This window comes from Micromonospora sp. CA-259024, assembly GCF_050936255.1.
Taxonomy (GTDB): Bacteria; Actinomycetota; Actinomycetes; order Mycobacteriales; family Micromonosporaceae; genus Micromonospora.
In genome coordinates this window covers 2,840,822-2,862,481 of record NZ_JBNJND010000001.1, presented here as the reverse complement: position 1 = coordinate 2,862,481, position 21,660 = coordinate 2,840,822, and the positions used below count along the sequence as shown (strand labels likewise).

The 21,660-nt window shown below is 67.7% G+C and carries 19 protein-coding genes; 14 read left to right on the top strand and 5 right to left on the bottom strand.

Annotation, left to right across the window (positions count from 1 at the left end):
- Positions 1-50: 50 nt before the first annotated feature.
- The 3 genes from ACQEUX_RS12395 to ACQEUX_RS12385 all read left to right on the top strand — a co-directional run bounded on the left by ACQEUX_RS12395 (position 51) and on the right by ACQEUX_RS12385 (position 2,343).
- The gene (locus ACQEUX_RS12395; protein WP_433045886.1) at positions 51-1,469 is read left to right on the top strand and encodes an FAD-binding oxidoreductase; all 1,419 of its coding nucleotides are present in this window, start codon (positions 51-53) and stop codon (positions 1,467-1,469) included.
- Between the two features lie 255 nt (positions 1,470-1,724).
- Positions 1,725-1,925: a hypothetical protein gene (locus ACQEUX_RS12390; protein WP_433045883.1), complete on the top strand. Its 201-nt coding sequence runs from the start codon at positions 1,725-1,727 to the stop codon at positions 1,923-1,925.
- 184 nt (positions 1,926-2,109) lie between these two features.
- The gene (locus tag ACQEUX_RS12385) at positions 2,110-2,343 is read left to right on the top strand and encodes a hypothetical protein (RefSeq protein WP_433045880.1); all 234 of its coding nucleotides are present in this window, start codon (positions 2,110-2,112) and stop codon (positions 2,341-2,343) included.
- Here ACQEUX_RS12385 and ACQEUX_RS12380 read toward each other — a convergent pair.
- Entirely contained in the window at positions 2,327-2,794 is a 468-nt protein-coding gene (locus ACQEUX_RS12380; RefSeq protein ID WP_433045877.1) for a helix-turn-helix domain-containing protein, read from the bottom strand. The genes ACQEUX_RS12385 and ACQEUX_RS12380 overlap by 17 nt on opposite strands.
- A gap of 898 nt (positions 2,795-3,692) precedes the next feature.
- Here ACQEUX_RS12380 and ACQEUX_RS12375 point away from each other — a divergent pair.
- The 3 genes from ACQEUX_RS12375 to ACQEUX_RS12365 all read left to right on the top strand — a co-directional run bounded on the left by ACQEUX_RS12375 (position 3,693) and on the right by ACQEUX_RS12365 (position 5,346).
- Positions 3,693-3,830, top strand: coding sequence for a hypothetical protein (locus tag ACQEUX_RS12375; RefSeq protein ID WP_433045874.1), 138 nt, complete (start codon positions 3,693-3,695; stop codon positions 3,828-3,830).
- Positions 3,831-4,035: 205 nt separating this feature from the next.
- Positions 4,036-4,902 (top strand): L,D-transpeptidase family protein, encoded by an 867-nt coding sequence (locus tag ACQEUX_RS12370; protein ID WP_433045871.1) that lies wholly within the window; start codon positions 4,036-4,038, stop codon positions 4,900-4,902.
- A gap of 219 nt (positions 4,903-5,121) precedes the next feature.
- Complete coding sequence (locus ACQEUX_RS12365) at positions 5,122-5,346, top strand: hypothetical protein (RefSeq protein WP_433045868.1); 225 nt, start codon at positions 5,122-5,124, stop codon at positions 5,344-5,346.
- A gap of 171 nt (positions 5,347-5,517) precedes the next feature.
- On the opposite strand, the gene ACQEUX_RS12360 is transcribed toward ACQEUX_RS12365, so the two are convergent.
- Positions 5,518-6,036 (bottom strand): ATP-grasp domain-containing protein, encoded by a 519-nt coding sequence (locus ACQEUX_RS12360; protein WP_433045865.1) that lies wholly within the window; start codon positions 6,034-6,036, stop codon positions 5,518-5,520.
- Positions 6,037-6,515: 479 nt separating this feature from the next.
- On the opposite strand from ACQEUX_RS12360, the gene ACQEUX_RS12355 reads away from it, so the two are divergent.
- Positions 6,516-8,087 (top strand): nucleotidyl transferase AbiEii/AbiGii toxin family protein, encoded by a 1,572-nt coding sequence (locus ACQEUX_RS12355; RefSeq protein ID WP_433045862.1) that lies wholly within the window; start codon positions 6,516-6,518, stop codon positions 8,085-8,087.
- A gap of 634 nt (positions 8,088-8,721) precedes the next feature.
- Positions 8,722-10,398: a family 43 glycosylhydrolase gene (locus tag ACQEUX_RS12350; protein ID WP_433045859.1), complete on the top strand. Its 1,677-nt coding sequence runs from the start codon at positions 8,722-8,724 to the stop codon at positions 10,396-10,398.
- A gap of 100 nt (positions 10,399-10,498) precedes the next feature.
- On the opposite strand, the gene ACQEUX_RS12345 is transcribed toward ACQEUX_RS12350, so the two are convergent.
- On the bottom strand, positions 10,499-13,315 hold the full coding sequence (locus ACQEUX_RS12345) for an immunoglobulin-like domain-containing protein (protein ID WP_433045856.1): 2,817 nt from the start codon (positions 13,313-13,315) through the stop codon (positions 10,499-10,501).
- A gap of 288 nt (positions 13,316-13,603) precedes the next feature.
- Entirely contained in the window at positions 13,604-13,852 is a 249-nt protein-coding gene (locus ACQEUX_RS12340; protein WP_433045853.1) for a hypothetical protein, read from the bottom strand.
- A 329-nt stretch (positions 13,853-14,181) separates the two neighbouring features.
- On the opposite strand from ACQEUX_RS12340, the gene ACQEUX_RS12335 reads away from it, so the two are divergent.
- Genes ACQEUX_RS12335 through ACQEUX_RS12315 form a run of 5 tightly spaced genes read left to right on the top strand, consistent with a single transcriptional unit; the run spans position 14,182 to position 19,296 of the window.
- Positions 14,182-15,099, top strand: coding sequence for a dihydrodipicolinate synthase family protein (locus tag ACQEUX_RS12335; RefSeq protein ID WP_433045850.1), 918 nt, complete (start codon positions 14,182-14,184; stop codon positions 15,097-15,099).
- Positions 15,100-15,112: 13 nt separating this feature from the next.
- Positions 15,113-16,252, top strand: coding sequence for a mandelate racemase/muconate lactonizing enzyme family protein (locus tag ACQEUX_RS12330; RefSeq protein WP_433045847.1), 1,140 nt, complete (start codon positions 15,113-15,115; stop codon positions 16,250-16,252).
- Positions 16,249-17,043 carry an SDR family NAD(P)-dependent oxidoreductase gene (locus ACQEUX_RS12325; RefSeq protein WP_433045844.1) on the top strand — a complete coding sequence of 265 codons (795 nt, stop codon included), beginning with the start codon at positions 16,249-16,251 and terminating at the stop codon, positions 17,041-17,043. Before ACQEUX_RS12330 ends, ACQEUX_RS12325 begins: the two co-directional genes overlap by 4 nt.
- A complete protein-coding gene (locus ACQEUX_RS12320) occupies positions 17,040-17,669 on the top strand; it encodes a YesL family protein (protein ID WP_433045841.1) in 630 nt (209 codons plus the stop codon). Before ACQEUX_RS12325 ends, ACQEUX_RS12320 begins: the two co-directional genes overlap by 4 nt.
- Positions 17,670-17,691: 22 nt before the next feature.
- A complete protein-coding gene (locus ACQEUX_RS12315; RefSeq protein WP_433045838.1) occupies positions 17,692-19,296 on the top strand; it encodes a family 16 glycosylhydrolase in 1,605 nt (534 codons plus the stop codon).
- A gap of 94 nt (positions 19,297-19,390) precedes the next feature.
- Here ACQEUX_RS12315 and ACQEUX_RS12310 read toward each other — a convergent pair whose 3' ends face one another.
- Complete coding sequence (locus ACQEUX_RS12310) at positions 19,391-20,209, bottom strand: IclR family transcriptional regulator (protein ID WP_433045835.1); 819 nt, start codon at positions 20,207-20,209, stop codon at positions 19,391-19,393.
- A 270-nt stretch (positions 20,210-20,479) separates the two neighbouring features.
- Here ACQEUX_RS12310 and ACQEUX_RS12305 point away from each other — a divergent pair, with 270 nt between their 5' ends.
- Positions 20,480-21,451 (top strand): acetylxylan esterase, encoded by a 972-nt coding sequence (locus tag ACQEUX_RS12305; protein ID WP_433045832.1) that lies wholly within the window; start codon positions 20,480-20,482, stop codon positions 21,449-21,451.
- Positions 21,452-21,660 lie beyond the last annotated feature (209 nt).

Below are 21,660 nucleotides of genomic sequence, written 5' to 3'. Positions count from 1 at the left end.
GGTCGCCGGATTCCGACACGCGACGCGAAACGATCGACCTTGGAGCGCACATGCCCACGCCATCTTCCCGGCCTGACGGGGTCCAGATTCAGCGCCACGAGGCGGACGAACTCGGTGCCGAGGTCACCGGAACCGTCTTCCTACCCGGCGACGCCGGCTACGAGGGGGAGTGCGCCGCGTACAACCTCGCCCACCCGCACCGCCCGGCCGTGGTGGTGGGGGCGGTCGCCGCCGCGGACGTGCAGGCGGCGGTACGCTTCGCGGCGCGGCGGCGACTGCCGGTCGCCGTCCTGGCCACCGGCCACGGAACGCCGATGGCCTCGGACGGGGCGGTGCTGATCGCCACCAGGCGGATGGACGCCGTCACCATCGACGAGGCGAACCGGGTTGCCCGGGTCGAGGCCGGCACCCGCTGGGAGCAGGTTGTGGCGGCGGCCGCGCCGTTCGGCCTGGCGCCGCTCAACGGTGCCTCCCCGACCGTCGGGGTGGTCGGCTACACGCTCGGTGGCGGGCTCGGCCCGTTGGGCCGCGCGTACGGGTACGCCTCCGACCGGGTACGCGCCATCGACCTGGTCACCGCCGACGGCGAGCTGCGCCAGGTGACCCCGTCGAGCGAGCCGGACCTGTTCTGGGCACTGCGCGGCGGGAAGGGGAACTTCGGCGTCGTCACCGCCATCGAGTTCGACCTCGTACCGTTGCCGCACTTCTACGGCGGTGGTCTCTTCTTCCCCGGTGAGTACGCCACGCAGGTGCTGAACGCCTGGCGGGAGTGGGTCGCGACGGTCCCGGACGAGATGACCTCCTCGGTCGCGTTGCTCCGGCTGCCGCCCCTGCCCGAGGTCCCCGAGCCGCTGCGGGGACGGTTGACCGTGCACGTCCGCATCGCGTACGCGGGCACCGCCGCCGACGCGGAGCCGTTGGTCGAGCCGCTGCGTGCGGCCGCCCCGAGCATCATCGACACGGTCGCCGAGATGCCGTACGCGGCGGTCGGTTCGATCCACGCCGACCCGCCCGCGCCGATCCCCGTCTATGACCGGTCCGCGCTGCTGCGGGAGTTCCCGGCCGAGGCGGTCGACGCCATCGTCGAGCTGGCCGGATCGGGCGCCGACTGCCCACTGGTGCTGGTCGAGATCCGGCACCTCGGCGGTGCCCTGGCGCGTCCCGGCGGGTCGCCGAGCGCGATCGACCACCACCAGCTTCCGTTCCTGTTCTACACCGTGGCCATCGCCGGCCCCGACCAGGCGGACGCGGTCGACACGTACGCCGCGAAGCTGCTCCAGAACCTGGCCCCGTGGGACAGCGGACGTCGTTTCGTCAACTTCCTCACCGCCACCGACGCCACCGCCGAGGGTGTCCGTGGCGCCTACACCACCGCCACCTACGAGCGGCTGCGGGCGGTCAAGGCCAGCTACGACCCGGAGAACCTGTTCCGGGTGAACCAGAACATCGAGCCGCTGCCGAACGCCTGACGGTGGCGCTGCGGGCCGCGTCCGTACCTCCTCGGACGCGGCTCACCCACCCTCGATGATCGGAGAAACGCGGCTGCGACGTGTCACCCGGCGGCGGTATCGTTCCTCCTTGAGGTTGACGGGCCGGCCTGCCAACTCAGCCAGGATGTCGGGTAGGTGCTACGTCGGTTCGCCTGGCTCCCAGGCACGACAAGGGGGAACACGGATTCCCGATACCGTGCCTGCAGGTCCTGCCTGCGACCGAACCGCTCCTGAATGAACAACCTCGCTGGCGAGGCTCTGTTGCTCAACGTCCTCAACATCGGCGCCTCGCCGTACCACGCCTGGGTGAAGCAGGCCGAGCAGCCCTGCGACCGTGACCTGGTCGACCTGGGCCTGATCTCGAACATCCACGAGATGGTGGCTCAGGTGCAGGTTGACTTGGCTTGGGTCCCTACGCTGCCGGCATGTGGTTGAGCATCCTCCTGGCCCTGGGTTCAGGGATCCTCGGAGCAATCGTGACGCCCTACTTGACTCAAGCTCGGGAGCGTCGGGCGGCACGGGCCGCCGTCCGAGAAGGTCTCTACGACTCACGATCCGCTTGGTATCCAAGCTCGGGCGAGGCCTGGATCCAGGGTTGGCCGAACCACGAGATGGAAAGATGATCTCCAATGTCGAGTCCCTCGCCATGATCGCCAAAGTGCCCAGGAGCCTCGTCAACCGCTACGGTGAAGCACTGCGGCGCGCCTACGACGAGGTACACGAGGGCGAGTATGGCTTCGAGACGAGCGACGAGTGCCGTGAAGAGATCCGAGACGCCACAGAAGAGCTGGTTGCCGACCTCTGGAACCCGGTGAGGTGGCGTTTCCGCAGCCGACTCAGGCGGCCAGGTTGAGCCGCGATGACCAGGGGCTCTGGCGTCTTGATCGCGTACCTGGCGGCATCCAGCGAGTGAGAACCCGACCTTGCGGCGGATAGTCATCTGGCCACCGTAGGTTAGGAGGGGTCGGGGGTTGACGAGGTCCTCCGTGGTCATCACGGCGGGCGTGGCCTTTCCCTGCTGAGCCTGACCCGCTTTGGCGGAGACGTATCCGCCAGCGCTGGCGCCGCGGATCAAGACCTGCCCTGAGACGGCGGCGTTTGACGGCCACGTGCAGTCCGTGCCGGGCCAGGATCCGATAAACCGTCATCCGCGACGGCACCGGACCGGGGCAGCCGTTGCGACCCAGCTCGAATGCGATTCGCCGTGCACCCCACCGCGGGTGTTCCCGCCGCAGCTCACACACCGCCGGCTCCACCTCCGGCGACGCCTGATGCGGACACGAATTGGGCCGATGCGCCTGCAAACATCACACGATCAAGAAGCCGAACACGGCCACTGTCAAGCATCAGGTGGGACGCAGGTGTAAAGCATCAGCCGGGACACGACATGTTTGTCGACGATGACGGCGCCGAAAGCTACGACGTGGTTTCCCGGGAGAGCCTGGCTGACGTGATCGCTGACCACACGGTGTGGCAGTACACGGAACATAGTTGGATCCACCGAGATGATGGTCTAGCGATCGTTGAGACAGCCACCGGCAGGGAGCTATCGCGCACTGACCGGTCAGGGGTACCGGACCCTCAAGCCTCGAATCCGTACCTCTAGCAACCCGAGCACATGGTGGCGGTACAGCCATCGGTGCAGCCAAGCCGGCCGACGTGCGGCGGGGGAGGACGGCACCGACCGGCGATCGGTCCAGGTCAACGACCATGACGGACGCTGACCGACAGGCCGCGCGATCTCTGCAAGGCACGGGTCGTCCGCACGAGCCTGACGTCACTCGTTGACATCAACGATGGCGGCCGAAGCTGGCCCGAGTCGTCCCCCGTCGCCGACGATGCTCTCGATCCGGCGAGCGCCGCCCCTCACATGTAACGCCGGCCGTACCGACGACGCCGGATGGGTGGAGTCAGTTGATCTACACCGCGGCCCTCGCCATTCGCGAGGTCGTCACCTGCGACATAAGGAACTTATGCGACCTCGTTCCCTGTCCCGCTCGATCCGACGTACCTTCTCTAGCTCCCTCGCCCCCCTCGCCCTCGGGGCGCGGCGGTGCTCGCTCCGGCCGACGCGGTGGCGGCCGGGAAACTCCAGCCCGATCTGGCCGTCGACCTCATGATGGCCAACGTGCTGAACCCGGCGGAGGGCGAGACCTTTAACGCGGAAATCTCGTCGGCGCGTACGGTCGGACCGTCGCCGACGTGGGTGACGACGCCACCGAGTTGGACATGGTGACGTCGTACCAGTTCGAGCTCACCCTGCTCGTCGCCCGCGCCGAGTTCGAAGCGGTGCACGGCGGCGAGTACGTGGTCGACGCCGGCCTGGTCCCCCAGAGCTGAGCGGGTAGCCGTCCGCCCGAGACAACTCGGGCGGACGGTGGTCCGTGCAATCCAGCGGCCGGCCCCCAGACCAATTACGTGGCAAGAGCTACCCCCTGAGTCGCGGTCGCCTACGGCCAGACGAGCGGGTTGGCGGACATCAAGAACCATTGGAGGAGTAGTAATGCGAACGCCATTCAAGCGGGCAGTGTTCGGTGCCATCGCGGTGGCGCTGCTCGGCGGGCTCGGACTCACGTCCTGCGCAACTTCGGGCCGGAACGGCACGGTGGACGCCGGGTCGGCTCCGGTCGATACCTCGGTGACCGGCGCTCCCGGACAGACTGACTCCGCAAGTCCCTCCTCATCGCCTTCGGCTAGTCGGTCTCCGTCGCCTTCGGCGAGCCGGTCCACGAAGGCGTCTCCCAGCCGGTCGCCGTCGCACGTCCCGACGAGCAAGGCCGCGACGCCGGCCGCGGAGAGCAACATCGCCTCCCGGCTACGCACCATTCCGAGCAGCACCCGCCAGCTCATCGTCGTCCACAGCAGCGGCTACGGTACGAGCGTCGCGTCCCTCGAGACGTTCGAAAAGGTGAACGGCGTGTGGCGGCCGAAGTTCGGGATGATGAGCGCGCGGATCGGCACCAAGGGGTTCAGCGACAGCCATGTGGAGGGCGTCCCCACGACGCCCACAGGTGTCTATGGCATCGGCTCCACCATGTACGGCGTGCAGGCCAACCCTGGCGTCAAGTACAGCTACCACCAGCTTGTGGCGAACGACTACTGGGATGAGAATCCCAGTTCGTCCACGTACAACAGCTTCGTGCACGGCACAAACCCGGGCGGGTACAGCGAGGCGCTGTGGCAGACCGTGCCGCAGTACAACTACTTCGCGGTCATCAACTACAACATCCCGGCGAGGGCAGCCACTCCGGCCCGCGGCAGCGGCATCTTCCTGCACGTCATGGGGAGCGGCGGTACCGCCGGCTGTGTCTCGTTGGCACAGTCCAACCTGCTCCAGGTACTGGAGTGGCTGCATCCGGACGCATCTCCACGCATCGTGATGGCGCCCAGCCAGAACCTCGGCCGTTACTGACCGCCCCGAGGGTCGCGCGGTCGGCGGCCGAGGCAGCGGGAAGGAAGCAAGACCCGCCCGAATACCTGCGGCCACTGCCGACTAGGTCCGAAAATCGGACGGTCGGGCTCGACTTGCCTCCCAGGTGCTGTACACAGGGCTCGGGCCGCAGCTCAGAAGGCCTTGGTCGTTGCCTGGGGGCAAGTCGTCCGAGCTGCACGGGCCCCGCAGAATGGTGGCGTGAGGACCGAGCCCGTCACCGCACGTCGGATGGAGTTGGTGGATGACCTGGAAGGGCTGCCCGGCAGCTCCGGCGGCTGTCTTCTTGCCCTGACGTTGGAGGACCCAGTCTTCCTTCGTGTCGACGACGTCTGGTGGGTTGAGGACGAGGTGCTGTACGTCCGGCGAGGGGACGCCCCGGGTGTGGCGCATCGAGGTCGCCTCGAATGGCGCCGGAAGTCGTAGCGGGGGTCCCGGGGCACACAGGGGCCACAAGACACCGTGAAATCTCGTCAACCAGCAAACAACCATGACAGCCGGAGACGCTGGTGAGCAGGTGTCGGACGGTGTCGCCGCGGGTAGCGGGATAGCGGTTCCACGTTCCGCTTCGACTCGACGAGGCGGCGCTCACAGAGCCTAAAGCGCAGCGGTCAGCTGAGGCCGTCGGATGAACTGTCGGTCGCGGGCGGTGACCGAAGCCGTTGGGCTGGCCGCTCGGAGGACGACATCGAGGACAAGATCTGGATCCGCTACGTAGGCGCCGCTGGCCCATGCGGCATTTGCCTCGATCACCGCCCAGCAGCCGTCGACCAGTCCTACGTCCACGACGATGGCGGAGGGCAGCGTGTGCCCGTATCCGCCGATGAGATCGGTGCCGAAGGCTAGCGCGTCGGTCGACGGAGGGCCGAGGTGCAACCGGCCGTGCGCGGCGTACTGGCTGCCTGTGTAGACAACACCGTCGAGCAGGTGTAGCCGGTACTCGGCGGTGAAGTCGACGATGTCGCTGACGAGCACTGGAGTCCGCCGGTCGACAGCGTCCGGGCCGGGCAGGCGGGAGCCATCGGTGTAGATCATCGCCGGGATGTTCTTGTCGTTGGGCGACTTGATGAACGCCGGTCGACGGAGTTCGTAGGCCTCGCCGATGGCGACCAGCATGATCTCGCGGCGGGTAAGTTCACGAGGAAGGCCAGTCAGGTTCAGCCTCCAGGGGTGCGATCCCGAGCAGCGGTGCGACGACGTCGGCGAAGCTCGGTCCCGCATGAAGGTGATCAGCACGCAACCCGGCGGGTACTTCGAAAGTGCGGAGCTGGACGGTGCGTAGTCCGCGTCGGTGAGCGGCGTCGCGCAAGCTGTCAGCCGAGGCTGTCAGGCGCGGCGGCAGGACAAGTGTCACGGCCGATGATCCTGCCCCAATACTTCGTCACTGTTACAGCGGTTATCAGGCGTTCTGGTAGGCCGGGGCGGGGTCGCTGTTCCGGTCGGGCAGTTCGTGGTGGCCGGCGGAACGCGGTGGATCGACCAATCCCCGGTGCACCTTGTCGTTTAGCGATCTGGTGCTCATGCGTGCGGTGCTCCGCCCTGCCGCTCCGGGAATCGAGTTCTCCGGCCTGAGGGCCGTGCCATAGACTCCGCCGGTGCTTGAGGTATCGGGGGACTTCGAAATCCACATTACGGCTCACGCTTCTCAGGCCGACAAGCTGTGGGCGTTCGCCAGCGAGCATGGCGTGAAGTTCGTCCATATTGTGCTCGACCGTGGCGCGTACGTCTCTCAACCAATGCTCACCCTGACGGGGCGAGGCACGCTGACCGAGCAGCAGGACGTGGTGCAGCGTTGGCAACGTGAACTGCGTGAGGCGGGGATATACCCGTGCCGTTCAAAGATCGAGGCGGCGCCATGGTGTATCGGCGTACCGCAGTCGGATGAGCAGGTGGCAGCCGAGTCGGGTGGCCGGTACTTCGAGCATCACGTCAAACTGCTGCTACCCAGTACGGCGGTGGCGGATCTGGTGGCTCTCACCGATCTGGTCGCGCCGCACGGGGCGCGGCTGTCACGCAACGCCCGCCGGGAGTTTGCGGACGGTGCGCAGGAGCGGTTCGTCAACCAGCGCTGTCACGGTGCTGGGCTCGCCACGGCGAGGCAGCGGTTAGACGAGCTCGTCGAGACCCTGCGGGTCGCGGGCCACGAGCCCGCAACGGTGGAGCAGGAGTACGTCGTCTTCGACAGCGACCTCCACCACGACCACGGCTGGCTGGACTCGCCCACGGCGGGCGCGAGCGGTTGGGCACTGGAGCGCGAGGACAGGATGAGGTCCGCGTCGGCCGACTCCCCGGGCTACCCGCCGACCTACCAGCCACTACCCGCCGGCTCGACCGTGCGCCAGCGGGCGGCGTTCGACCCAGCCCTGAAGCAGTACCCGAACGCCTACCGCGCCGGTGAGCCCGACTTCCTCGTGGCGGCCACCGGCCAGCTGTGGACCAACGCCCGACGCGCCGCCATGAATCACGTCTTGGCGGCCATCGCCACCACCACCTGGGGTCAGCATCTGGTTCTGCGCGGCAGCGTCACCATGGCGGCCTGGGTCGGCGACGCCGCCCGCGAGCCGGGTGACCTCGACTTCGTCGTCATCCCGCACACCATTACCAGCGACAGCACCGACGCCCGCACGCTGCTCGATGACATCAAGATCGCCATCCGGACCGCAACGGGCGCCGGCGTACGGTCAGACCGGATCACCGAGTCCGCCATCTGGACGTACGAACGCGCGGACGGGCGCCGCCTGCTCATCCCGTTCAGCACCCCGGAGGCACCGGATGGCCACGTACAGATCGACTTCGTCTTCGGCGAACGACTTCCTCTCCCACCAGAGGTGCTGATCCTGCCCGACGTCGACAAGCCGTTACTGGCGGCTCCCGCCTCGCTGGCGCTGGCATGGAAGTTGCTGTGGCTGGCCACCGATATGTACCCGCAAGGCAAGGACCTCTACGATGCGGTCCTGCTCGCGGAACACACCGCCGTTGACCAATCGCTCGTCCGCCAGCTCATGCGACCGGAACTCGGCGCTGAAGCCGATACCTTCAGGGCCGAGACCGTGCTGTCCTGGGAGGTCGACTGGTCCAACTTCACCGACGAGTACTCCGGAATTACGGGCACCGCCGAGCAGTGGACCAGGCGGCTGGCACTGGCCCTCGACCACGCCTGGACCTGACCAAGCCAGAACAGGTCGGCATTGCCGGCCCCGCTTCATCCGGCTGTCGTGGTAGTTGGTAGCGCGCGATGAGCTGCCATGAGCGTGCACGTGATCGGGTCACCGAGGCGCGTCCGGGTCGTGCGGTGGTGATCAGGTGCGCCAGGAGATGGCGGACCTCGCCGAGGGTGAGGGGAATGAGGCCGGCGTCGAATCCGCAGCCCTCTTTCGCCCGACCACCCCAGCCGCAACCACCTCAACAGCCCAATACCATGACCAACCTGGTCACGTGACATTGACGCTCTTGACACGATCCAGATAGCAGCGTTAACATCATCGCAACATTGTTAGCGCTAACAGCCGCCCGGTCGCTGATCCCCGCTGGACGAGACCGAGCCGATGGACGTGTGCGCTGGAAGCCCAACTGGTCGAGTGGACGAGCTTTCTCCACCCTTCGTGATCACCTTCGAAGGATGCCTCACACCCAGCAATTAACCACGCCAGGCCGGTTGTCCCGGAAATCGGACACTTCTGCCCGTTGTTAGCGCTAATACTGCCCAGACGGAAGGTGGGACTAATGGTTATTGAGAGGACTGCCGGCAATCGCCGTCGAGGTTTAGCGGCTATTGGCCTTGCTCTCGCGGTAGGAGTGGGGGTGGGTCAACTGACGCCGATCGTGCCGGCCTCGGCGGAGAAGCCCGTGCAGCCGGGGGCGCGGGGCGTCGGACCTCAAACCCCGTCCGCCAAGGTGCCACTGGCCGGTGTCGACATGGCCCAGACGTATGTGAACCCGATCAATCTGCCCGGGATGGCCGTGCGCAACATCGTAGGGACGATGCCGCCTACGGACACGAATGTCGCAAACACATCGCAAATCCCGGCCAGCTTGGACCTGGAGACGTGGACGGCAGCATCCGGGCGGGCTCTCGCGAGCCGATCCACCGTCGGTTTCACCAGGATTTCGGAGAACTCTGCACGGACCGGGGCGGACTGGTCCGCGCTGAACGTCGACGGGACCATCTATCTTTATGCGTCCGGTGCTATGCAGAATGCACCGAACAACAACCGCACTGTCTGGTCCACTACCGACTACCTTACGTGGACGCCCCATCAGATGAACCTGGGCCTGGTCGCACCAACCGTCGTGCAGCTCGGCGACAAGTTCTACATGGCCGGCAACAACACGCCGGTCTATCAAGCGGACTCGCCCACCGGGCCGTGGACCAGCATGGGGAACTTCCTGCGCCCGACCGGCCAGACCCTGAGCGTTGGTGACGTGCAGTTCTTCCTCGACACGGACGGTCGGCTGTACTTGACGTACAACATCGGCTCGCCGATCATGGGCGCCGAACTCGACCCGAAAAATCCTCGGCAGCTCATCAGCGACCCGGTCGTGCTCTGGACTTTTGATCCGCGCCAGGAGTGGCAGCACATCGGTGACAACAAGGCGACCTACACGCATGGGTACGTGGAGGGTTCGCAGCTGTTCAAGGTGGGGGACACGTATTACCTCTCGGTCGCGTCCGGTGGCACGGAGTTCACCACGTACGCGACCGGCGTGATGACGTCGGACAAACCGCTTTCCGGGTTCGAAGTCACTCAGCAGAACCCGATCGGCTACGGAAACAACCACCCGAGTGCGGTATATCCGAACGCCGGGCACGGCAGTTTCGTACTCGACAAGTCCGGCAACCTGGTGTTCTTCTACACCTATGTCATCGCGTACGAGGAGTTCTTCGAGCGACGACTGGGCATGGACATCTGCAACGTGATTCCCGCCGGTCCGCAACAGGGAGCAATCGATTGCGAGTTGTCCAACACGCCGCAACTGGCCCCTGGGAAGAAGATCTCGGGCAGGGACGACGTCGGACTCTACAATGTGGCCACCAACAGCCAGGCGTACTGGGCAAGCAGCTATGCGCCCGGGCGCAACCCGTACTACGGAGGAGACCGATCCCTATCCACGTGGTGGGAGCCGGCTGACAGCGATACCGCGCCCACGTACATCAGGGGCTTCGGGACCGTTTTCCACATCTCCGCTGCGCAGATCCAGTGGAAGGAGCTCGGGCGCACGTTCACCAAGGACAACGCGGTGCAGTACACGCTGGAGTACAAGGATATCCCCACCAACACGTGGCGGCCCCTGGTCGACAGGAGTACGAACTCCACCGCGTACACGGCTGACTACGTCACCTTCGACCGGGTGCTGACGAACGCAGTCAGGCTGAAGGTCCTGGGTACGACCGAGACCGTCAAGGTCGGAGTCCACGAACTCAACGTGTTCGGGGAGAACTACAACCTGGTCGTCGAGAAGGGCATGATCACTCCATAGTCCGGTTGCTGGGCCGTGCAGTAGGGAGCGGGCGAGATCAATGATCTCGCCCGCTCCTTCTTGTGGCGCATCTCAGCACGCCTCGGAGTGCCTATGCTGGCTACCGCACCGTCAACTCCTGGTAGTTGGCGGCGTAGGGCTGGTAGGTCGGGTTGCCGGAGTAGGCAACGTGGACCCGGTAGGCCCCGGGCTGCAGATCGGCGGTCTGCAGTTCGACGACGGCCTTGCCGTCCGCCAGTGGCACGACTTGCACCCTGCCGCCGAAGGTGACGGTGACCTCGCCGGTCGGGGTCGGAGCGTTCTGCTTCCGCCCGCCCGCCGGCCCAACAGTCACGTTCAATCTGAACGTGTCCCCGCGGACAACCGACGCCGGCGCGGTTTTCGCCTGGACCTTGACGGCGGCCGGGCCGGAGGGCACCTCGAACGACGCCGTACCTTCCGACGCCTTCAGGTAGTCGAAGCCGAGGTACTCGGCCTTGACCGTCCGGGCACCCGCGGGCAGACCCGTCGGCAGCGTGACGGTGGCCGCGCCGTCGCTCAGGTGGGCGAGCTCCGACCACGAGCCGATGCTGAACCGCACCTGACCGCCGGTCTCGAACCCGTCAGCTGCCGTGACTGTTACGGTGGCCCTGGTCGTCTGGGCCCCGCTCGCGTACGGCTCGACAGCCACCTCGGTGGTGGTCGTGACGTCGCTGTTCGGGATCCCGCGGATGTCGTTCCACTCGCGGACGGTCAGCGGGATAACGGTGCCGTGACGCGGACGGACGACACCCGCGTTGGTCATCGTGATCGCCTTGGCGTTCCAAGTCGGAGCCTCGATGTTCTCGTGGCACGCGGCCTGGTATCCCCCACCGTTCGTGTACCGGTCACCCCAGAGGTAGAACTGGCCGGGGCAGGTGGTGTCACCGGGGTTGGCCTTGAAGATGACCGGTCCCTCGTACCCCTGGTTGGCGACCCACGTCGTGCGCCCCAGAGCCGGCGCGACCAACGTCCAGTTGTCGATGTTGCTGTCCAGGAAGTCGGTGTGCTTCTCCGAGAAGATGTCCGAGCCCTGGTTGCCGGCCTCGTTCTTGGTCACGCGGTAGTAGTGATCACCGACCCGGATCGCGGTCGTGTCGATCCGCGACAGCGGGGCCGGGTTCTGCCAGACCCGGGGAGCGGAGAACGTCTGGAAGTCTCGCGTCGTGGCGTACCACATCTGCGCGTTCCCCTGACCGGTGCGGTTCACGGGGTCGTTCCACAGCGACTGGGCCCAGAACACGACGTAGGCGCCGATCTCCTCAACCCACAGCGACTCTGGTGCGAAGGCGTTGCCCGCGTTGTCGGGCGCGACCTTCACGTGCCGCTGAGGGGTCCAGTTCACAAGATCGTGCGACTCGAACACCTCGATGTACTGGGTGTCGTTGATTGCGTATCCACCCTGGTCGTACCAGTTCAGGTCGGTGGCGATCATGTAGAACGTGTCGCCGTTGGGTGAGCGGACGATGTGCGGGTCACGAAGCCCCTGGTCGCCCAGCTGGGAGATGAGGGACGGCCGACCTCCGGTCAGACCGGTCCAATCCAGAGCGGTGTTTCCGTTGGATGTGGCGAACATGATCTGCTCGCCGTCGGCAATTCCCTCGCCCTTGAAGTACCCCATGAAGTACCGCTCGTACTCCTCGGAACGCGGCATGGCGGTGATGGTCACCGGGAACGACTTCGTCTGCGAGGCCGTACCCTTGGTGATGGTCGCCGTCAGGGTGGCGGCAACATCCTCATGGCCGAAGGCCGGGCGGGTTACCTCACCCGTCGGGGTGACGAGGTCGGTCGTCGACCTCCAGGCGATCGTGGATCCGAACTCGCCCTTGGCAGCGAGGTCGAGGTTCCCGCGTACGTCGTCGGTGGCGTACAGGGTCAGGTCGAAGGTGTCACGGTCGACCGCCTGCGCATCGTCGAACTCGGCCTTCACCACGACGGGGATCTCCCGTGTGGTGACCTGTTGGGCGCCCTTGCGGACAGTCGCCGTGAGCGTGGCTGTCGCGTCGGGCTGCCCCTGCGCGGGCCGGGTGATCCTACCGGTCACCGCAACCTTGCGTGCGCTGGCGAGGGCTGGCGGGGTGTAGACCTCGACGACCGACGGGTCCGAACTCCTCCAGGTGATGGCCGAGCCCGCCACGGAGCCCACCTTGGGCAGAACGATGTCGCGTACGACCGCACTGGTCAGGCCGAGGTCGATGGTGGCGGCGTCGGCGCGAACGCCATCGGAGACGGTCCTCTCCGCCAGGACGAGTGTCTCGTCGAGACTCACTGCCCGGTCGTACACGCGGAAGTCCCGGATCGTTCCGCGGAACGAGTAGTGGCCCGACGTCTGCGAGCGACCGAGAAAGTTGCAGTTGGTCCCCGCAGCGTTCACCGACGGCGCCGTGGTCAGGTTCGTCGACGTCGCGTGCAGCACGCCGTCGAGGTAGAGCCTGCCGGTCCAGCTCGTACCGTTCGAGTTCAGTGACTGGGTGTAGGTGACATGCGTCCACGCTCCCTCAAGCATGCGGACCCGGTTCTGTTGGAGGTTCGCCGGACCCACCGCGACGCGGAACCGCTGGGTGTTCGACGCGAAGATGGAGCCCTGGGCGCCGGTGTCGACGTCGCACGAGCCGGACTTGCGGCCGAAGCCCCACATCTGGTGCTCGCCGACGTTCGCCGGGTCGATCCACACGTCATAGTCGACGGTGAGGTTGGACATGCCGGCGGTAATGTCGTTCGGCAGCGCCACGTACGCGCCGTCGAGGGCGCTCTCGTAGGAGTCGGGGTTGAACCTGACTCCTACGCCGGTCAAGGTCGCCTTCTCAGGATTCACGAGCGTGGCGTTCGCCGCCGAACCCGCGCTACCCGAGTTGACCAACGTCGTCCCACTGGTCTCGTCGAGGGCGAAGTGGTGCACCAGACCCTCGTTGAGCTGCTCCTCGGCAGCGTGCGAGGGCGTCGCCGCGAACGTGACCGAAAGAAGCGCACCCAGTGCCAGGACCGCGACACCTCTACCCTTCCGATTCAGCCTGGGACGTGGCCTTCGCTGTCGCAGTCTCAATTGATCCTCCTTGACCGGTGTGGGCTCCCTCTTCAGTGGACGAGGCTTGTTAACGCTAACTAGGGCGTACTGCCAGGTCAACGCAATGCGTTGCGGCCCGAGCCCACGGAGCCCCGTGGTTGATTTGCCCCACCGGTCGGCCTGTCACTCGGTGACGTAGGGCTTCGCGGTCGAGCGCGGCGGGCGGTTCGCGGCGGTGGCGCGCAGCGTGGGTAGCTGGTGCCAGAGCGCGAACTGGCGCAACAGCCGCTCGTGTGGGTGTTCGGCGAGTTCGGCCAGGCGCCGGTGCAGCCACACCTCAACGTCGATCAGGTGCCGGTCGACCGGGGGTAGGAGGCTGCACGCGATCAGCCGCTGCCGTAGGTACCGGGCCCGGCCCGGCGCTCGGGCCAAACATCTGCAATGCGGGCCTAGAATCCAAAAACCGCCCAGACTGAGGGTGGTGGCCGCTTCGCCTGTGTCTGTTAAGGCCACGCCGCCCGATCCGCCTCACCGCAAACAAGGTTTGACGGACGCCTGATCCGTAGTGTGGAATCTACTTCCATAATATGGCGGTGACGAAGGGGTGGGGTCTGATGGCCCGGGAGCGGATCGAAGCAGTGGACTGCTTCGGATCCTCGCCAGGCCGCTGCCCGGTGGCCCGCATGGCTTCGCCGTGCCGAACGGGCCCGGTCTCGGCATCGAGATGGACTTCCCACTGTCACTGGACTCGCGGAGGAATGTTGAGCACAACCGAACCCCGGACCCGCGTGCGCGGGCTGGTCCCGATCCTCGCCACCCCCTTCGACGCCGCCGGCGCGTTGGACGTACCGGGACTGCGCCGGCTGGTGGAGTTCCAACTCGCCGCTGGTGCGGCCGGGCTCGCCGTCTTTGGCATGGCCAGTGAGGGTTTCGCGCTCACCACGGCCGAGCGGGCCACCATCCTGGCCGAGACCCGGGCGATCGCCGGACCGGACCTGCCGCTGGTGGCCGGTGTGAGTGCCACCAGCACGGCCACCGCGCTGGAACTCGCCACGGCGGCGCGAGACGGGGGCGCGGACGCGCTGATGGTCCTGCCGCCCTTCCTGGCCAAGCCTTCCGGTGGCCAAGTCGTAGATTTCTACGGCACCGTCGCCGAGCACAGCGGGCTGCACGTGATGGTGCAGGACGCCCCGGCGGCCACCGGGGTGGCCATGCCGGTTCCGTTGATCGTGGAGCTGAGCAAGTTGGTCGGCGTCGAGTCGGTGAAGGTGGAGACCCAGCCCACCGCGCCCAAGGTGGGCGAGGTGGTGACCGCCACCGACAGCGAGTTCGACGTGCTCGGCGGCCAGAACGCGTTCTTCGTGCTGGAGGAGTACGCACGCGGCGCGGTGGGCACCATGCCGGCCTGCGAGTTCACCGATGTGCTCGCGCCGATCCTGGCCGACTGGCAGGCCGGTCGGCACGAAGCGGCACACGAGGCGTTCAACCGGCTGCTGCCACTGGTGCGGTTCGGATTGCAGCCTCGGCTGGCCTGGGCCGTACACAAGGAGGTGCTGGTGCGGCGCGGCATCATCGACTCGGCCACCGTGCGTGATCCCGCCGTGGCACTTGATGCCGGAAGTCGCGCGGCGCTGGACTCGATCCTCCGGCTGGCCCCGCTGCCGGCCTGGTCGGCGTGAGAGGCTGGCCGGCATGACCAAGATCATTGCGGTGGACGTCTTTCCGCTGGTGCTGCCGCGCCCGGACGATCTGCCGCGCACCTACGCCACATCGCCGCCGTGGAAGAGCGTCTACGGCAACCACCGGGAAACGCTGGTGGTGCGGCTGACCGCCGACGACGGTACAACCGGTTGGGGCGAGGCGCTGGCGCCGGTCGCCCCGGAGGTGCCCGGCGAGATCGTGCGCCGGCTGCTTGCCCCGGTGCTGCTCGGCGCGGACCCGCGCCGGGTGCGCCCGCTGCGCCACCAACTCGGTGAGCTGATGCGCGAGCGTGGGCACCTGGGCGGCCACCAGGCCGACGCGATCGCGGCGGTGGACATCGCTCTCTGGGACCTCGCCGGCAAGCTCGCCGACCGGCCGGTGGTCGAACTACTCGGCGGCGCCTTCCACGATGCGGTGCCGACGTACGTCTCCGGGCTGCCCGGCCGCGCCGATGCCGATCGGGTCGCCCAGGCACGTGACTGGGCGGCGCGCGGCGCCCGGCAGTTCAAGGTTGGTCTCGGGTACGGCGTGGACGCCGACCTGGCCACCGTCAGCGCGCTCCGCGAGGTGCACCCCGACCTGCGGATCGCCGTCGACGTGCACGGCGTCTACGGGCTCGCCGACGCGGTGCGGCTCGGCCGGGGCCTGGTAGAACGGGACGCCTGGTTCCTGGAGATGCCGCTGGCCTTCGAGGACGTGGCGGGGCACGCCGACCTCGCCGCGCGGCTGGACCTGCCGGTGGCGCTGGGGGAGAGCCTGCGGCACCGCTGGGAGTTCCAGCCGTTCGTCGCGGCCCGCGCGGCGAGCCTGTTGCAGCCGGACATCGGCCGTACCGGGATCACCGAAGGGCTGGCGATCGCCCAGTACGCCGAGACGTACCACCTGGGCGTCGCCCCGCACCACTCGGCTGGGCTCGGGTTGGCGCTCGCCGCCGGCCTGCACGTCGCTGCCGCTTGCGCCAACCTGGTCGCCTTCGAGTTCCACCCGATCCTGTTCGACCGGGTCAACGACATCCTCACTGTGCCGATCGAGCCGACCGCGACCACGATTCCGCTGCCGGCCGGGCCGGGCCTGGGCGTCTCGGTCGACGTCGAGGCGGTTGCCCGTTACAGCACCTGGGGCCGGGGATGAGGCGGGTACTGCTGATCGGCGCGTCGACGGCGATCGGCCGGGCCATCGCGGCGCGGTTCGCGGCGGCCGGTGACCGGGTGGTGGGCTACAGCCTGGAGCCCGCCGACGAACCCAGCCTGCTGGCCGACCTGACCGGCGACTGTGCCACGGCCGAAGGGGCCGCCACCGCGGTGGCGGAGGCCCGTCGGCGGCTGGGTGGCCTGGAGGTACTGGTCGCCGCCGCCGGGGCGATGCCGATCGCGCCGGCCCATCGGACCACCGACGAGCAGTGGCGGGCCGCCTTCGCCGGCACCCTGGACACCCTGTTCTTCCCGCTGCGGGCGGCGTTGCCGTCGCTGCCGCCCGGGGGTTCGGTGGTCGCGGTCTCCTCGGTCAACGCGTTCCTCGCCGCACCCTGGGTGGCCGCGTACGCCTCGGCCAAGGGCGCGGTGGAGGCCCTGGTCCGACAGGTCGCGCTGGACTACGCCGGGCAGGGGATCCGGATCAACGCGGTCGCGCCGGGCCTGGTCGGCGGTGAGCGGCTGCCGGACGCCGCGGGCGGCTATCCGATCGGTCGAACGCTGCACCCGGAGGAGGTCGCCGAGGCGGTGTACTTCCTCGCCTCCACCGCCGCCAGCGGGATCACCGGCACGGTGCTGCCGGTCGACGGCGGTCTCTCCATCGCCTCGCCCGCGACCTTCGCGCGGGCGGATCTGCGCCAGCGGCTGGCCGACCTGCGGCCAACGGCCGCCCCGGAGAAGTCGGCCGGAGCGGATCCGGCCGTCCTGGACCGGGTCACCGTCGTCCGGTGAGTGGTCCGGGGTTGGTCGTCGACGGCCGGTTCGGCCGGTTCTACCGGCTGCTGGACTGGCCACTGCGACTGGTCGGGCTCAATGTGCTCTGGCTGGCCGGTGTGCTCGCTGGCGGGGTGGTCGCCGGGCTCTCCCCGGCGACGGTCGCGCTCTTCGCGTTGCTGCGTTCCTATCTGCGCGGCGGCTCCCCGCGACCGTGGCACGACTTCTGGCTCCACTGGCGGGCCGAGTTCGGCCGGTCCCAGCTGCGGCTGGGCGTACCGCTGCTGACCCTGTGGGTGTTCCTGTTCTACCTGCTGGCCGCGCGGGGGACCCCGGTCGCCCTGGCGGTCGCCGTCCCCGCGGTGGTGTACCTGGCCGCGCTGATCTACGTGCCGGCGGTGCTGGCGCACTTCGACGTGCCGGCGACCGTGGCCTGGCGGATCGCCGCCCTGGCGGCCTGGCGCGCCCCACTCTGGACGCTGGGCCTGGGATCGGCCCTGGCTGTGCTGGTCCTGGCGATGGTGTACGCCCTGCCCGTGGCCATTCCGTTCTTTCTGCCCAGTGCTCCGGCCGCTCTGGTAACCCTGGTCGCGGCGCGGGTGTTCGGCACATTCCCCATATCGACCCACTCCCCACATCGGTAGCCCCTCGAGGAAAGGAATCCGCGTGTCACCTCACCCCCACCGCCGTCGCTGGACCAGCGCCCTAGCGACGTTGACCGTCGCCGCCTCGATGCTCGTCACCACCCCCGCATCCGCCACCAGGTCCGACCCGCGTCCCCCGGTCACCGTGGTCAGCACGGTCGCCGATCCCGGCTACACCGAGTCGGCGGGCTGGTTCGCCAGCTCGTTGGCCGGCTTCGGCGGGGAGCAGACGCGGTACGGCCGCATCCCCGGCTCGACCGCGAGCTGGACCCTGGTCGCTCCAAAGGGCGGTTCCTACGCTGTCGACGTCTGGTATCCGCCGTTCCACACCAGCGCCAGCAACGCCGGCTACACGATCAGCCCCGGCGGACTGTCCGTCACGGTCGATCAACGCGAGGGCGGCGGCTACTGGCGCCCGCTCGGCCGGGTACGGGCCGGCGACGGCCAGGCGTTGACCGTAACCCTGACCGTCGGTCCCGACCTGACCCCCGCCAACCTCGACGACGAGTACGCCCGCGGCTATGCGGTGCGGCTGCGGCAGGGCGGCCCGGCGAATCCGCCGACGTGGCGGGGGCCGAATCTCGCCGGCTATGACCTGGCCTTCGCCGACGAGTTCGACGGTCCAGGGATCGACTGGACGGTCTGGGACCCCCGCACCGACGTGCGCGGCAACAGCTCGCAGCGCGCCGAGAATGTCCGGTTGGCCGACGGTGCACTCGTCATCGATCTCAAGAAGGAGTCCGACCGGGGCAAGGCGTACACCGGTGGTGGGCTGGTTTCCAAGGATCGCTACCGGTACGGCTACTACGAGACCCGGGTACGGATCAACGAAGGTCCCGGGTGGCACCCGGCGTTCTGGTCGATGTGTGGCGGGGCCAACGGCGTGCACAACTGCCAACTCGCCGAGATCGACGGTTTCGAGATCGACTCGATCAACCCGAGGCGGGTCATCCACAACGTCTTCGACCACCGCGCGCCCCGCCGCCAGGTGACCTCCGGCTGGTACGACGTGGGTGCCGATCTGTCCCAGGGCTGGCACACCTTCGGCTACCTGTACGACGAGGCCGGAGTGCGATTCTTTGTCGACGGGCGGCAGACGTCGTACCTGCCGTACCCGGCGGGTCCGTTCGTGCACGACTACATGAAGGTGTGGTTGACCGCGGTCGCGTACAACGACTTCCCGGACGACGCGCAGTTGCCGGCCACGGTCACCTTCGACTACTTCCGCTACTACACAAGGGACGTGTACGGGGACAACAACGCTCCGAACGGTTACGCCGAGACCGGCACCGGGTGGGGTGACTCGGGCCTGCCGGGCTTCGGTGCGCTGACCCCTCGCCAGTCGTGTGGGCTCGGTGCGACCGCGACCTGGACGCTGCGCCCGGAAGGGACCGGGACCGGTGAGTACGACGCGTATCTCTACCGGGTGGGCGGCACCGGCGGGCAGTCCACGGCCCGAGTGACCTTCAATGGTGCCGAATCCACGGTGGACCTCTCCGTTCCCGGAAGCGGCTGGCTGCCGCTCGGTGCCCATTCGTTGGTCGCCGGGCAGGACTATCCGCTGGCACTGGCGCGCGATGGTGCCGGCTGCATCCGGGCTGACGCGGTCAAGCTGGTGCGCCGCTGACGTACCCCGACCTCACCGTCGATCTCGCAGTTGTGGTTGCACGCCCACAGCTGCGGGATCGGCGGGGCGGGGGCAGCGCGGCGGCGTGGCCCGGTCAGAGGGCGGCGGACAGCCGGACGACGGAAGCGTCGTAACCCAGCCCGGTGGAAATCTGGTCGGCCTGTTCGATGACCTTCATGGCCAGTTCCTCCTGGCGGTCGTGCAGGTTCATCGCGGACAACGGGCCAGAGACGGACAGTGCAGCGACCACCCGGCCGGACCGATTGCGTACCGGGGCGGACAGGCAGGCCCGGCCGAAGGCCAGCTCCTCCAGTTCCGTGGCGTAGCCACGGCTGCGGCCCTCAGCGAGTGCGGCGAGCAGCCCGTCCAGGTCGGTGATGGTTTTGGGGGTGTACGCCGGGTACTGGGACCCCAACAGTGCCTCGACCTCGTCGGGGGTCAGGTCCGACAGCAGCGCCTTGCCCATCGCGGTGGCGTGCAGCGGGCCGCGCCGGCCGACCAGGGTGAACGAGCGCGGGGCGAGCCGGCCCTCGAAGTTGCACAGGTAGAACAACTCGGCGCCGTGTCGTTCGGCGACATTCGCGCCGAGCCCCAACTCGCAGGCGAGGTCCTGGGCAATCTGTCGAGACTGGCGGTGCACCACCGTCTGGTTCAGCGCGATACCCGCCAGACTCACCACCGTGGGTCCGATCCGGTAGAGCCCGCTGTGTGGGTCGTGGGTGACGAAGCCCAGCGCCTCCAGCGTGCCGACCAGGCGGGAGACGGTCGACTGGCCCAGGCCGGTGAGCTGGACCAGTTCGGAGACGCGCCGTTCCGGGTTCTCCTCGGTGAACGCGCGCAGCAGTGACAGGGCGCGTTCGACGCTTTGCGTACCGCCGCCGACCTCACGGGTGGTGGACCGTGGCATGCTCATCCCTCAAAAGGTAGGTGTGCCATCCAGATTACGGATCATACATAACCAAGTCGCGTGGCCGCAGCAGCCATGGTCCGGCTGCCCTGGCTGGCGGCCGGCGTCTCGGTGTCGTCCGTGGAGACCACCCGGCGCACCGGTCGCCGCAGCGCTACCGCATACCACGAGGCGAGATCAGGCGATGTTGCCTCGGCATTATGGGCTTCATATCTATGTGACGGATCATTAATGTGATCACGGCCCCGCCGGGGGTCGGATACGGAAGGTGGGCGCATGTTTGTCGATTGGCCGCTGGATCGTCTGCGGGAGTACCGGCCTGACCGGAACGAACCGGCTGACTTCCGTGCGTACTGGCAGGAGACGCTGGACGAAGCGCGGGCTCAGGCGTTCCCGGCGCGGTTCGCGCCGTACGACGGTGGTCTGGTCAACGTCGACGTGTCTGACGTGACCTTCGCGGGGTTTGATGGCCACCGGATTCGTGGCTGGTTCCTGGCCCCCCGCGACGCCGTCGCGCCGCTGCCCTGCGTCGTGGAGTTTATCGGGTACGGCGGTGGTCGCAGCCTGCCGCACGACTGGCTGCACTGGAGCGCCGCCGGGTACGCCCACCTCGTGATGGACACGCGTGGTCAGGGCAGCAACGGGTCGATGGTCGGCGACACCCCGGACCCGGCCCCAGCCGGTGGACCGGCCACCTCCGGCTTCATGACCCGCGGCATTACCGACCGGGACACGTACTTCTATCGCCGGGTCTTCACCGACGCCGTCCGTGCGGTCGAGACGGCCCGCGCGCACCCACTGGTCGACCCGGATCGGGTGGTGGTGGCCGGCGGCAGTCAGGGCGGCGGGATCGCGCTCGCGGTCGCTGGGCTCGTCGACGGGCTTGCCGCCGTGGTGACCAACGTGCCCTTTCTCTGCCACTACCGTCGGGCCACCGAGATCACCAATGCCGCGCCGTATGCGGAACTGACCACCTACTGCTCCACCCACCGTGACCAGGTGGATCAGGTCTTCGAGACCCTGCGCTACTTCGACGGGGTCAACTTCGCCGCGCACGCCACCGCACCGGCCCTCTTCTCTGTGGCGTTGATGGATGCGGTCTGTCCGCCTTCGACGGTGTTCGCCGCGTACAACCACTACGCCGGGACCAAGGACATCCGGGTGTGGCCGTACAACGGGCACGAGGGCGGGGGAGTTTTTCAGAAGGTAGAGCAGATCCGGTATGTCGGAAAGGTGCTGGCGGGATGAGTCGCCGTCCGAGGGTGGAGGGCCCGGTCTCCTTCCGGCTGGGGTACCGCACGGGCAGCGCTGTGCGTGTCTGACCCATATAGCAGATGACTATTGCATCAAGTGGTCGGTGAAGCTACTGTCCTCAACACACTCTTCACGGCACCGAAACACTAATTCCGTCCTTGTTGGCCGATCGGCTTCGCCGGCCGGTGCCCGGACTAGGAGAA